The sequence below is a fragment of the Segetibacter koreensis DSM 18137 genome (genome assembly GCF_000374045.1).
Classification (GTDB): Bacteria; Bacteroidota; Bacteroidia; order Chitinophagales; family Chitinophagaceae; genus Segetibacter; species Segetibacter koreensis.
The window spans coordinates 1-14,239 of sequence record NZ_KB893331.1 but is presented as its reverse complement, the minus strand read 5'-3'; the positions used below and the strand labels follow the sequence as shown (position 1 = coordinate 14,239).

General features: G+C 37.5%; 9 protein-coding genes and 1 pseudogene. 4 read left to right on the top strand and 6 right to left on the bottom strand.

The features are described 5' to 3' along the window. Positions 1-162: 162 nt before the first annotated feature. The 3 genes from B154_RS0114980 to B154_RS0114970 all read right to left on the bottom strand — a co-directional run bounded on the left by B154_RS0114980 (position 163) and on the right by B154_RS0114970 (position 1,933). Positions 163-1,377 (bottom strand): DUF763 domain-containing protein, encoded by a 1,215-nt coding sequence (locus B154_RS0114980; RefSeq protein ID WP_018615071.1) that lies wholly within the window; start codon positions 1,375-1,377, stop codon positions 163-165. A gap of 123 nt (positions 1,378-1,500) precedes the next feature. Beyond that, positions 1,501-1,644 (bottom strand): hypothetical protein, encoded by a 144-nt coding sequence (locus B154_RS32445; protein ID WP_018615070.1) that lies wholly within the window; start codon positions 1,642-1,644, stop codon positions 1,501-1,503. Between the two features lie 94 nt (positions 1,645-1,738). Next, a complete protein-coding gene (locus B154_RS0114970; RefSeq protein WP_018615069.1) occupies positions 1,739-1,933 on the bottom strand; it encodes a hypothetical protein in 195 nt (64 codons plus the stop codon). Positions 1,934-2,092: 159 nt separating this feature from the next. On the opposite strand from B154_RS0114970, the gene B154_RS0114965 reads away from it, so the two are divergent. After that, the gene (locus B154_RS0114965) at positions 2,093-2,380 is read left to right on the top strand and encodes a hypothetical protein (protein WP_018615068.1); all 288 of its coding nucleotides are present in this window, start codon (positions 2,093-2,095) and stop codon (positions 2,378-2,380) included. 327 nt (positions 2,381-2,707) lie between these two features. Beyond that, positions 2,708-3,589, top strand: coding sequence for a hypothetical protein (locus tag B154_RS0114960; RefSeq protein ID WP_018615067.1), 882 nt, complete (start codon positions 2,708-2,710; stop codon positions 3,587-3,589). 16 nt (positions 3,590-3,605) lie between these two features. On the opposite strand, the gene B154_RS0114955 is transcribed toward B154_RS0114960, so the two are convergent. Both B154_RS0114955 and B154_RS0114950 read right to left on the bottom strand, forming a co-directional pair. Continuing rightward, positions 3,606-4,700: a metallophosphoesterase gene (locus B154_RS0114955; RefSeq protein WP_018615066.1), complete on the bottom strand. Its 1,095-nt coding sequence runs from the start codon at positions 4,698-4,700 to the stop codon at positions 3,606-3,608. A 344-nt stretch (positions 4,701-5,044) separates the two neighbouring features. Next, entirely contained in the window at positions 5,045-8,443 is a 3,399-nt protein-coding gene (locus B154_RS0114950; protein WP_018615065.1) for a methylmalonyl-CoA mutase family protein, read from the bottom strand. A gap of 455 nt (positions 8,444-8,898) precedes the next feature. On the opposite strand from B154_RS0114950, the gene B154_RS0114945 reads away from it, so the two are divergent. Next, positions 8,899-9,828 (top strand): T9SS type A sorting domain-containing protein, encoded by a 930-nt coding sequence (locus B154_RS0114945; RefSeq protein WP_018615064.1) that lies wholly within the window; start codon positions 8,899-8,901, stop codon positions 9,826-9,828. Positions 9,829-10,454: 626 nt separating this feature from the next. On the opposite strand, the gene B154_RS30780 is transcribed toward B154_RS0114945, so the two are convergent. Beyond that, positions 10,455-13,277, bottom strand: coding sequence for a DUF4082 domain-containing protein (locus B154_RS30780; RefSeq protein WP_018615062.1), 2,823 nt, complete (start codon positions 13,275-13,277; stop codon positions 10,455-10,457). A 450-nt stretch (positions 13,278-13,727) separates the two neighbouring features. On the opposite strand from B154_RS30780, the pseudogene B154_RS28685 reads away from it, so the two are divergent. After that, a pseudogene (locus B154_RS28685) lies at positions 13,728-14,239 on the top strand (tail fiber domain-containing protein); the annotation flags it as partial.

The following is a 14,239-nucleotide window of genomic DNA, read 5'->3' as shown; positions in this document are numbered from 1 at the left end:
ATTATTTCAAAAAAGGAGTTTTTACTTGTTTTTAAATCAGTTTACCCGAAAAAACTGATTTAAAAAATTCTATTCTAAACCTGTAGCGGAAAGAAAACTGATAATAGAAGGGATGAATTTTACTGGATGAATGTTAATAACGGAAAACCTTATCAACCTGAACTAAAACATTCTTAACTGTATTCCCTTACCTACTTTGCGCGGAGGTTTGGCATCTCCAAAGACAGTCTTACCCCCGTACTTCCAGCTTTCATCTCTTTCTTTTTGAATTAGTTCATCAAGATTATCTTTTGGAATGAAATTATTCTCAGCCTGCTTAGCAATTTCATGAAGTTTCCTTATAGCTGTTTGTTTATCACTATTATCCAGTTTAGCTTTCTGCACTGCATTTTGTAGAATGCTTATTGTTTCATCATATATGTTTACAGGAACTGGAAAAGGATGACCGTCTTTCCCTCCATGAGCAAAAGAAAACCTGGCAGGATCTTTAAATCGTGATGGTGTGCCATGGACAACTTCACTTACTAGGGCAAGTGATTGCATTGTACGCGGTCCGACGCCCTCAAGCAACAATAAATCTTCAAAATATGTTATTTGCTTATCATGTGCTAACCAAAGCACTGTTCCCAACCTTCTTAAATCAATATTTTCGCTTCTTACTTCATGATGAGAAGGCATTATTAACTGCTGCACTTCGTGCATCATTTTTTCAGGCTTTTCATGCGTAACATTTATAATCGCATTTTGGGCAGGTTTGGCGTCTGCAGCAGTCATATTCAATATTGTTCCCTGGTTGATACCGCAGATAGCGGTATGTGGTTCTTCTACAAAAGATTGCAATCCTTCGGAGTGCCAGTGATACCTCCTTGCTGTTTTATCACCTGCATTCATTCCTTGCTGCACTACCGTCCATTCACCGGTGTCGCTAACAATAAAATTGTGCATGTACAATTGAAAACCATCCTGTATAGCAGTATTATCGACTTTTGCGCTTAGCTTGCTACATCTTACAAGATAATTTCCATCAAGACCCGTTTGATCGGCTACAGAAATAAGTTCGGCAGGTGCCTGTCTGGATGATTTTCCTTTGCCACCGCAAATAAAAATTCCCAGTTCTTTCGCCCGTGGATTGATTGCTCTTTTCAGGGCTCCCATAACTGAGGTTGTAATGCCGGAAGAGTGCCAGTCCATGCCCATTACTGCACCAAAACTTTGAAACCAAAAAGGATCACTAAGACGTCTTAGAATTTCATTTTTGCCATATTCACTTATAATTGACTCGGTAATCGCTAAGCCAAGTTTAGCCATACGAACAGCCAGCCACTGGGGAACATAGCCATAATGTAAAGGAAGATTTGCTGACCCTGATCGTTTCATTGCTAACAAAATTAGCTAAACGATTTGCAATTAAAGCATAAAGAATACCTGTGTTAGTCATATTCAAAAGCAAGTAAACAATTCTCGAAATTTTTATACAGAAATTAGAATATGGAAAGGTTGCTAAAATGCCGTTGAGGATATGGGCGGAATTGTTGGATCATCCTCTCTTGACTTTATGTGCTTTTTTGATTTTTCACCTAATATTTGTTGTATAATAACAGATCCAAGAACAAGAGCACCGAGCAGCATAAAAACATTTTTCATAATCACCTGGTTTTTTTGTTATAAATACTATTTCTTAATTACTTACTTACAATTTCTCCTGAAAAAAATTCTACAAAAAGAATTTTTTTTCATATCACCCCGATGTGTCTTTTGTAGTTCTGATTAGACCTATGCCCGAAAAGAAAAAGATAAGGCCAAGTATGAGATAAACAATAATCATTTTTATATTATCACTACCGCCACTGCTGTGTACAAAATTCATTGCTGCAGCAATAAGTCCGGCAATACCTAAAATAGTAAGTATAATCCCAAACACTTTTTTTTCCATAACCTTTTTTCATATTAAATGCAAAAGGTGGGCCGTGAAAAGAAGATGTAGGCCAATTGTTAGAAGCTGTTAACCGTCAACATTCCCTTCCCCAAATTGTGGCTAGCATAGTTTTAGTAAAATCCTATTATCATTATTAACCAAATAAAACTAAGAATTATGTCAGAGTCTTCATCAAAAACAACGACTGATCTTAAAGTCATACAGAAATGGGCAGAAGAAAGAGGCGGAAAACCTTCAAGAGTAAAAAGCACTGCAGATGATGAAGGTGGAGGTGTTTTACGTATTGATTTTCCAGGGTATACAGGTCAAGACACCTTAGAAGAAATCTCCTGGGAAGATTGGTATGAAACCTTCAAAGACCGCAATCTTGAATTTTTATACCAGGATCATACTGCGGGTGGTAAGGAAAGCCGTTTTTTTAAGCTAATAAATAAGGAAAAATAGCTACTGGTTTTATTGTAGAAGCAGGAAGTGGCTACAATACTATTATGCAATGTGAGGAACGAAATGTCTTTGCACGAAAGGCATGAGGTGAATATAAACTGAAGGTTCAATCAAGATGTTTAGCCCCTATTGGGGCTTTACTATTTCATTCGTTTAATCTTTAACAATCATCGTTGTTCAGGCTGGTTGTATGCGTATGATTTTTGTATTTATTCTTTTAATAGATACACCTGGTATGTAGGTTTCTTGCTTGGCCAAATGCAGACGATGTAAGGTAGGAAAATGAAAAATTAATTTTTAATTAGAATATTTTAAATAAGAAATTGTATGAAAACGCTCTACATTATTTTGTTTATAGGGTTTTGCTTAAACGGTTACAGCCAAGTCCATCATTCTGTGTATAGCAAGACAAAGACTTTTAAAAGTAATAATGAAGCAAAAAAAGCGCACAATAGTATTGCAGATACTTCTACAGCTACACAATTAAGGGAAACTGTAACAGAACAGTACGTAAACGGCCGGTCAGATAAAAACAGCGACGCTGATACGGGAGAATCTAATACCGTTACTAAAAGTCCTTTTGTTGGAGGCATTCATGCTGCAGCAGATGCGCAACAAAAATTTGACACAACAAGTAAAAACATACATAACATAAACAACATCGCCAATGTAAGAGACGCTAATGCTACAGCCACTCCTGTTGACGCTGCTAATGATACTATTTTTAATGTCAATACTATCACCGATAATGGTGTATTAACTAATTCAGGCGCTGTAGACAAATCTGGTAATGCACAGTTTGGCCAAACCAACTGGGGGAAAAGCAGAAGAACTGTAGGAGAAAGCGAATGGACAGTTCCGCCGCCTATAACTGCTTCTTTTAGAAAAGAGTTTCCAAACGCTGCCAATGCAGCCTGGAGCAGGAATAGTAAAGATACTTCTATTTACTCTGCAAGATACAAAGCCGGTGATACATGGATAACTACCAACTACAATGCCTCAGGGCAAAGGATGGATATGAGGACGGAAGTACCCCTGGTTTTGTTGCCTCAAGCTGTAAGTACTTATGTATCTAAACTGCCTTCAAATTTACAAGTCACCACCATTTCTCGCTGGCAGGTTCTCGGAAAAGCTGATGTTTATGAAATTCACACCAAAGGCGGTAAAACGATGTATGTAAACGAAGAAGGGGCAGAAGTGAATTATTAGGAAAATTGATGCCTCATTAATATTTACCGAGAGGTTCTAAATCAGTTTCGTCAAGTACCACTCTTGAAGGCAATTGTAACTTATCCTTTCCGTATTCCCATTTAATAAGGCGTATTTTGCCATCTGCTATTTCTATACCTGTAATATCACCGTCGTTAAAACAACAACAACCACTGTTGAAATAGGTAGGTTTGTAAGCTGTAAAATCAGGGAGGGAATTACCTTTTAATTTTTTCTGTTCAATTTCGCTCTCAATTAATTGTATTGTTGCCACATCATTTGCTTCTTTAGCAGCAGCCATATTTCTGTATAAACTTTCAAGGTGGGTCAAAGATTGAAAAACAGGCTGGTGTGTATGCCCCGTTATCAGTAGCATATTTTTTTGCTTCGTTATCCACTCATACATAAAAAGATTATGATCCGTTTTTAAGTGATCCTGAAAGGCAGGCGTATTAGGATTAATGGATAGGTACGATTGTAACGGCGCCCAGATTTTTGCAACAAACCATTTACTAAACCAATTCCCATCACTCAATTCATCGCCCTGGTGACCGTGGGTTAAAAAAATACGCAATGGATTATTACCTGGTGTTTTTAAAATGATCCCTTCATATATAGGAACTTTGCAACCATAAATACTTCGAAGTTCGACACCTGCTAACGGACTGTTATCCCACTCCAGGTCATGATTGCCAAAAACTTTAGAAAATGCATTTCTCTGCAAAAAAGATTTTTCTTTTTCATAGCTGGCAACATTGCATTTTTTTACTGCAGCTAATGTATTTTCCCAAAGTTCTTCTCCGTCTCCCAACGAGATAAAATGAAAATTGTTTTGATTGTAGTACTCTAATGCGTACAGGTAATTTTTCTCGGCAAATGCAAAGTCGTCAGAACCATTTTTTGCTCCTTTATGTTGGTCTGAAAAAATAATAAATCTGTCTTCGTCGGGAGTAAAATCAATTAGCAGCCCTTTCTTTTCGTTACCGGTTGATATCTTATTATATAACTGTGTTAATGCTTTATGTACTCGCGCTTTATCTGGCTTTGATGAATATTTATCTGCTAGGCGGCTTACAGGTCCTGATAATATTCGTTGTAAAAATTTTCTCATCAATGATTGAAGAAGCCTTTTAGATTACAAAAGGAGAAAAGGCGACTGCTGCAATATAAATTATAACAAGTAATTTTAGCTTTATTGCCATTACAGCTTTAGTTGAGCCAGAGGCAAAATGATCAGGCAGAGATAAGATAAATTTTAGATGAAACAAAAATACCAGAAATTAGATAAAAGATAAAAAGCCCGGGAGTTGCACGAAAAGGAATTTTATTAAACGTTCGTAGAATTGAAGACTTGTGGAATACACGATGCTAACTTTTTCCCAGGAAATTTAAATTATTCATGTAAGTTTTCTTCAACTTCTATCTTGGCAACTTTTTATCTATTCAATTATACACTTACATATTTCTTCTATACTGCCCACCTACTTCGTACAATGCATGAGTGATTTGGCCAAGCGAACAATATTTAACAGTTTCCATAAGTTCTTCAAAAAGGTTTGCGTTATTAATTGCGGCCTTTTTAAGTCTTATAAGCATTTCAGTAGATTTATCTTCATTTCTCTTTTTAAAGTCGTTAAGGTTTTGTATCTGTTGTTGCTTTTCCTCTGTAGTGCTACGTATAATTTCATTGGGTAAAACGGTAGGGCTGCCTTTTTTATTTAAAAAAGTATTTACGCCAATAAGAGGAAGTTCACCGGTATGTTTCTGGTGCTCATAAAAAAGACTTTCTTCCTGTATTTTGTTTCGCTGGTACATTCTTTCCATTGCCCCCAGCACTCCTCCTCTGTCGTTTATCCGATCAAATTCTGCAAGCACAGCTTCTTCAACAAGATCTGTTAACTCTTCTATTAAAAAACTTCCCTGGTTGGGGTTTTCATTTTTAGCGGTGCCAAGCTCACGATTAATGATAAGTTGAATGGCCATGGCACGACGCACACTTTCTTCGGTAGGGGTTGTTATAGCCTCGTCGTAAGCATTGGTATGCAAGCTGTTGCAGTTGTCATATATAGCATACAATGCCTGTAAGGTTGTTCGAATGTCATTGAAGTCAATTTCCTGGGCATGAAGACTGCGACCACTTGTCTGAATGTGATATTTTAGTTTCTGGCTGCGATCATTTGCATTGTATCTATACTTCATGGCGTTGGCCCATATTTTTCTTGCTACACGGCCGATGACGCTGTACTCAACATCCATTCCGTTACTAAAGAAAAAAGATAAATTAGGTGCAAAATCATCTATATTCATTCCGCGACTGAGATAATATTCTACGTAAGTAAAACCGTTGGAAAGAGTAAAAGCCAGTTGGGTAATAGGATTAGCTCCTGCCTCCGCTATATGATAGCCACTAATACTGACGCTGTAAAAATTACGGACCTTGTTATCAACGAAATATTGCTGCACGTCGCCCATAAGTTTTAGTGCAAACTCTGTACTGAAGATGCAGGTATTCTGCGCCTGGTCTTCTTTTAAAATATCTGCCTGCACAGTTCCGCGAACCTGGCTTAATGCTTCAAACCGTAGTTGTTGGTAAACCTTCGCTGGTACAACTTCATCACCAGATAGACCTAACAGCTTTAAACCTAATCCATTGCTTCCTTCAGGAAGTCTCTCTGGTGAGGCCGGATTATAATAAGAGGGCCTTGAAAAATGGATAAACTTCTCTTTAAGTTTATTATTCACCGAAGACCATTGTCCATTAGCTTCGATCCATTTTTCGCACAACTGGTCGATAGCAGCATTCATAAAAAGAGCAAGTATAACCGGCGCAGGACCATTAATTGTCATGCTTACTGACGTGCGGGAGTCACACAAATCAAAACCGCTATATAGTTTCTTAGCATCATCTACAGTTGCTACACTAACACCACTATTTCCTATTTTACCAAAAATGTCTGGACGCAAATCCGGATCTTCTCCATATAAAGTGACGCTGTCAAAGGCTGTAGAAAGACGTTTCGCGCCCTGACCGAAGGACACGTAATGAAACCGTTTATTGGTGCGTTCGGGACCGCCTTCTCCTGCAAACATGCGAGTAGGATCTTCTCCTTCCCGCTTCAATTCAAACACGCCGGCAGTATACGGAAATTCACCGGGGATATTTTCCTTTAATTGCCAACGCAAAATATCGCCCCAATCCTTATACTTTGGCAATACTATCTTGGGTATAGGTGTGCCCGATAAACTGGTAGTAATAAGAGACTGCTTAATAAATTTGCCCCGCACCTCATACTCAAAAAATTCTGCATTGTATTTCTTTATTACTTGCGGCCACTTATGTAGTAAGCTATGGCATTCTTTGTCTAATTGTTTTTCAAAATGTTTTTTTGCTAGCGGTAAACTCTCTAAAGCTTGGGCCTGTACTTCTATTGGATGAATCTCTTTTAGTGCTTCAAGAGCACCATTTATTTGGTAAAGCTTGGAAGCAATTTCGCTCTGCTTATTCACCCAGCTATTATACTTGCGGTTACTTTCTGCTATTTCAGATAAATAACGAACTCTATTTGGCGGCACAATCAATTGGCTGATTGAATGGTTGATTTCACTCTCTTCTATTTCTTTTTTTCCAAAGCAGATATTTGTTTTTGCTTCAACAGCCTTTACTATTTCCACAAAAAGGCTATTAACTCCCTCATCGTTAAATTTAGCTGCAATCGTTCCTACTATTGGCAGTTCCTGATCTTTAGCCGTCCATAACCCATGATTGCGCTTATACTGTTTTCGCACTTCCATCAATGCATCTAATGATCCCGCTTTGTCAAATTTATTTATGCAGATAATATCGGCGTAATCGAGCATATTAATCTTTTCAAGCTGGGAGGCGGCTCCATATTCCGGGGTCATTACATAAAGGCTTACATCGCAAAATTCCAAAATACTGGCATCGCTTTGCCCTACTCCCGCACTTTCTAAAATAACAAAATCATATCCTGCACGTCTTACAATTTCAATAGCCTCGCTCACGTGCTTACTTAGGGCTATATCACTCTCACGTGTAGCCAGGCTCCGCATATAAGCACGTCCACTATGAATAGAATTCATTCTTATCCTGTCGCCAAGGAGGGCACCTCCTGTTTTCTTTTTTGAAGGATCTACAGAAATAACCGCAATTGTTTTATCGGCATATGCATTTAGAAACCGACGGACTATTTCATCAGTAACAGAAGATTTTCCGGCTCCGCCCGTACCTGTAATTCCTAATACGGGAGAAATTTGTTTATCCGCTATTTTTTCAATTTTAGAAAAGGGAGAAATGAGCTCATTAAACTCCTGGCCGTTTTCGGCGTGGCTTATTGCACGAGCAATAAAGCGAATATCTTTTACTTCCTCAAGTTGCAGTTCTCCTGATATTTCCAGATTTCCATCAAGCGGGAAATCGCAACCTTTTACCACATCTTCAATCATTCCCTCCAGACCCATCAGCCGTCCATCGTCGGGGCTGTAAATTTTAGCTATGCCATAGTTTTCAAGTTCTCTAATTTCTGCGGGAAGTATAGTACCGCCGCCGCCGCCGTATATCTTTATATGGCTGCAACCGTTCTCATCGAGCATATCTTTCATATACTTAAAGAATTCAACATGCCCACCCTGGTAACTTGTGATTGCAATTCCCTGAGCATCTTCTTCTATTGCACATTCCACAATTTCTGCTACGCTTCTATTATGACCAAGGTGAATGATTTCTACGCCTTTTGCCTGCATTATACGCCGCATGATATTTATGGCAACATCGTGTCCATCAAATAATGATGCTGCTGTTACAATTCTAACTTTATTTCGGGGAGAATAAGACATTATGTACATTTTTCAATAATATCATACCATACATTACAAAACCTGCTTTTCGTTGTCTTTTGTTTTTTAATTAAGTCCAACTCCTGATATTTTTATTATCAAAGATCTTGTGTACAATATGCAGGCAAATCGCTTTAGCAAAATTAAGCTTTTCAAATGCAACAAGGGTCAATTGGAGAAATCGCACACAATTGATACAAGGATTTCAATTTATTCTTCCTGAAATAAATGATTTTGCATCAAAATTATTCAAGTGGGAATAAGAAGGAAAAACAGAAAGTCGAATTGAAAAGATCAGGTTCTAAGAACAGTTTAAGTCGATTAACCAATATCTGTTCAGAAAGGATTTTTCTGTAATGAGAAGGAGTTTTATCCTATCTGGCAGGAAATAAAACAGAAAGCAGAAAATTAAAATTAATTTGTTGGTAATAGTTAAAACCAAAAAAAATCCGCATATGAAAAAGAATATACTTTTTTCGTTAGGTTTTTTAGTTATTTTTTTTGTGAGCCACGCACAGGTTGCCAAGGTTCATCTAGTTAATGTTGCAAATTTTTCTTTTAGCCCCAACACAATAAGTGATGTGATTGTCGGAGATACAGTAAGGTGGGTTTGGGTCAGCGGATCGCATACAACTACATGTGATCCCGCATCTCAGGGCACGGGCAATTCTCTTCCCGCCGGTGCTGCTACATGGAATGCTGATATTAATTCTACCAGTACAACTTTTGATTATGTAGTTAAAGTTGCAGGTGATTATAATTATTGGTGTATACCTCATGCCCCCAATATGGCTGGCTCTTTCACAGCTTCTACCGCTTTGCCCGTAACGCTGACCACTTTCCAGGTAAACAGTTCTAATTCTAATGTTTCTTTAAACTGGAAAACTGCAACTGAGCAAAATACTGATTATTTCTCTATCCGCCGCAGTTCAAACGGGTCAGAATTTACAGAAATAGCAAGAGTACTTGCCGCAGGAAATTCTGCCGGTGAAACATCTTATTCATTTACTGACACTAAAATTTCTTCAGGGCAGGAGTATTATTATTATAATCTTGCAATAGTAGATAAAGACGGTAAGCGTGTTTTTTCTGATACAAAACTGTTTAAGAATAAATTGTCTAACCTTAAGCTAATAACTTCTATAAGCCCTAATCCCGTAACTGCAATGGGCCATTTAATGTTGACGTTTAACGCGGAAAAAGAAGGCAAAATGAATGTAAAAGTTATCAGTACCGAAGGAAAGATACTTATAAACACAATGATGCAGGCGTATGCAGGTGTAAATAATGGCCATCTACATTTAGGAGATTTGCCTGCAGGCAATTATTCCATCATTTTCATGCTCAATGGGTTAAAAGAAACTCACCAGGTAGTAGTCAAATAGCATTTTTTGAAGTAGAGGACTATCGGTAATCTAAAAAATCCTGCAAGACAAACAGACAGTTTTGCAGGATTTTTATATTAGTAAAAGAACGACAATTTCAGTTAAAAAAAATTACGCTCCTAAAAACATATGTGATGGAGAAGCGATCATAAAATCGCACAAATCATTCATTAAAACACGCAATTATAATCTATGATTATAACTACTGATGCTTGTGTTCCCTATTTTTTATTAATGAAACTGTAAAACCAATAATGATTATTATACCAGGCAGCATAGTGAGAAAATCTTCCATGATTGAATTTTTTATTGTGATACATTGATGTTTCTCACAGTATTCAAAAATTATTTTCTGAACTATTAGGTTAAATAGTAATCATAGAAAATTGGAGAATTTAAAAGAGAGAAGAAAAAGAAATAAAAGATACGAATTAAAGTTACAATAAAAGAAATCTGTTTTTTTAAGGAAATCTGTTAAGCTACTTTTAAAATCAGGCAAAAAAAATATGATATTAATAAAATAAGTGCAAAAAGTATTAGAAGTAGTGCGAAAAAAAGGTTGAAAAACAACTCCTTTAACTTTCACAATTACAGAATCAATAATGTTGAGTATATCACCCAGATATCTATCTTATTAAGATAAAACTGCCTTTGCGGTTTACGATTTTTTTAGTATTAATATCTGTATAGCGCATCATCCAAACGTAAGTACCGGTTTGCTGATTCTGGCCTTTGTAACGGCCATCCCAGCCTTGGGAAATATCTTTCGTAAAAAATACTTCCTGTCCCCAACGGTTTAATATTCTAAACTCATAGTGATCTGAAAGTTTTACATTTAAAGGTCTGAACAAATCATTTAGACCATCTCCGGTAGGCGTAAAAGCATTGGGAATATATACAGTGCAATTGGTATAAATATCCAGGGGTATGGTTATACTTTTCACGCAGCCATACTGATCAGTTACAGAATAGCTAACCTGAAAAGCATTTCCAGCTTGCTGGGTGTACTGGTAGGAATGGAAAGGCGATGCCTGGTCAGAGAATGTGCCATCACCGAAGGACCACTGATGTTTTACAATCTTTCCCTTTGCTGTGCTAATAAATTCTACGGGCTCCTGGGTACATTCCTTTGCTTTTACATCAAGATCTACACTTAAATAGTTATCCAGCACAATAGTGGCATTGGCAGTATCACTACAAAACCCATTGCTTGTTATCAGCCTCACTTGTTTTTCGCCAAAAACTGAATAAAGAGCCATAGGGTTTTGATTTGTGCTGTTTACGTTATCACCCAATTCCCACATCCATTGATTAACACCATTACTACCGGTATGCCTAAAAAGGACACTATCTATTGAACAACCATATTTTATGGTATAAGTAAATGCAGCATTTACGGTATCTTTTATCTCAAAAGATAAAGCGGAACCTTTTGGCGTTTGCTGGTTATGTTCATCCAATAATGTATTTCCATCACTGCCGTCCTGAAGATGTAATTGAAACTTCCCTGCTCGCTGCAAGGGCTTATCCAATTGAATAGTAATTGAGGATGAAAATCCATTACTGACACAATCACCTCTGGCACTTGTTACTCTTACTGGGTATGGCCCTTCAACTGTAAAATCACTTCCATCGACAGCAATAGAAGCACAACTAATGGGTTGGCGAAAAACCAATTGTAAACTCTGAGGTGAACAGGTTACAGGAACAAGGCTATCCATTAAAACGGGGGGACATGAAATGGGTACAACCCCCAGCTCGTATAAAGGATCCCCCAAAAGAGTACAAGAGTTTGCATCTGAAACAGATATTAAGTGAAAAAAGTTTTTTTCGGGAGTAAATACAGTATCAGGTTTGAAAACTACATCTACCCAATAATTTGTGTTGTCAAATGACTCGGTAGGAAATATACCGCCAGGGCCATATTTAAAAACCCCATTAGCACCCTCTTCACCGCTACTTAATGCTTTGAGAAAAGAATTACCGGCTGAGTTATTGGTAAAATAATTACTACTATACAAATATTGACCAACAGGTGTATAATAAGAAGCTATATAGACAGTATTTGCCTGGATAACTACAGGTGTTGTAAAATTTAGCTGCTGCCAGCCGCCTGAAGTTTCATTACTAAATATACCTGTTGCTAATAAATTTCCGTCTGCGGACCACAGCGAACCAGTATGCTTACCTGAGTTTCCTGTCGCCTTATAAAAACGTATTCCAAGAACCTTTCCGCTTGTAGTTGATTTGAATTTGACACCCAACTCGACACTGCTACTGTCACTACTTACAGTTGCTGTCGACGGTGGTGTATTATTACTCCAAATGCTAGTGGCAGAATATGTTTGCATGCCAGTGCTAAAAGCCGAACCACTAATAATATTTGAGTAAGATGTGCCATTTATAACCAGATTAAAAGGACCGGCTCCACTATTAGCATCAAAAATCAGATTAATTTTATCACTATCACAGGTTTGTTCCTCAATTCTTATTGATCCGGAAGGCAAGGGATTAATAGCGACGGAAGCTACACTCAATGCTGCGCCATTTGAAGTACAATTATGACTGTCTGCAATGCTCGTCAGCGTATAATTGGTAGTTGTTGCTGACGTGAGCGAACTAATAAACAATACATCAACCCAATAATTTGAATTGTTGAACGACTGATCAGGAAAACCACCGCCGTATTTATAAATTCCATTTAATTCACCAGCATTTGATTGCAAAGCTGTAAGCGAGTCTTTTGACACACCAGCATTTGTAAAAAAATCTCCACTGTAAGCATAAATACCTTTTGGTGACAAATAAGAAGCTATGTAAGTAGTGTTGGCTGCAATAGAAACAGGTACGGGAAAAGTTACCTCCTGCCAGCCGCTGTCGGTCTCATTGGTAAAGGTAGCAGTTGCTAAACGCGTACCCGAAGAATTCCATAAGGACCCTATGTGAACGCCGGCATTTTGTACACCTTTATAAAAGCGAATTCCGGTAATATAGCCTTTTATAGCAGACCGAAACTTGACACCCACCTCAATGGGTACGCCATCGTTAACATTGCCATTTGCAGGAGTACCACCCATGCCCCATATACTGCCAGCTGCAGAAACTGTTGCAAAGGTTTGCCCTACCTCGACCCCCTTATACGTAACCCCGTTAACTACAAGATCAAAAGGAGCATGACCACTAGCCTCTTTCAACTTTAAGGAAACAGTTCCACCCTGGCAGACAGGAGAGGAAGCCTCTATAGTAGCAGTAGGCCCTGTGCAGTTATTTGCATCCTGAGCAATAACAGGACCAAATGAAATGAAAAATGATAGAAAGAAATAACAAATAATATTGGGCAATCCGGACCTGAAAAAACAGTTATATATCGGAGTAACTTTACAATAACCGTTAATCACCGGTTTATATTTATATCTGGAGTATTTCTTATTAAAAATTTGTTTAAACATAACTTTCCTTTCATATCAAGAATACTTTCAAAAGAAAATAAATCACAAAGAAGTTGAACTTCGGTTTATATTTCAAAATTCCTTCTTTGTTTACTCAGTCAGATGCACGTTATAGTAGACCTAAATTAATTTCTAAAAAGGCATGATACTTAAATGCGCTCTTTAGCAATAAAATATTTTGTTATTGCAATGTATTATTAAAAAATATAAAATCAAACACTTGCAGGATTCACTCTAAATGTTTATATTGAAGACTCTTGCATTTGCTTTTTATATCCCTTATTTTTATAGTAGCAAGTCCTCATTTTTTTCCAACTCTCCTTTTCCCAATCTTTTAAAGATAGACCTATGTGTCAACACTTTCATTTTTCAACTATTCCTCCGTAAGTTTTTTCTTACTTATGACAAGAGTTAATTGAAACTTCTAAATCATTTATAAATATTTTAATTATGAAAAAGATATTCTCTATTTTGAGTTTTGCTTCTTTTTTATTTATTCAACTCACCGGTCTTGCTCAAAACTGGGTAAATGGAGGCAATACCTTAACTGCAACAGGAAAGTTTGGTACAAAAAATAGCCAATCTGTTGTTTTTATAACAAATAATACAGAACGGGGCAGGATAACCAATGGAGGTAACTGGGGGATAGGTTCAACAGGCACCACTTCCAGGTTTACCGTTAACAGTGCTTCCGGTGTAAGTCCTTTTCGTGCGCAGGTAAATGGGTCTACTAAATTTATCGTTAATGGCAATGGTGGTGTTTCCATCGGCAGCAGCAGCAGTGGTCCGTCAAATGGTTTGTATGTGTCAGGAAATGTAGGAATAGGCACATCATCTCCTTTATATAAATTGCAGGTAGCCGGTAATGCCTCAATTAGTAGCGGACTGTATGTTGGCAACAACGGTATTTTTGGTTACAACAGTTCAGGCAGTGGAGTATACGGAAGTGGAAGTACTTATGG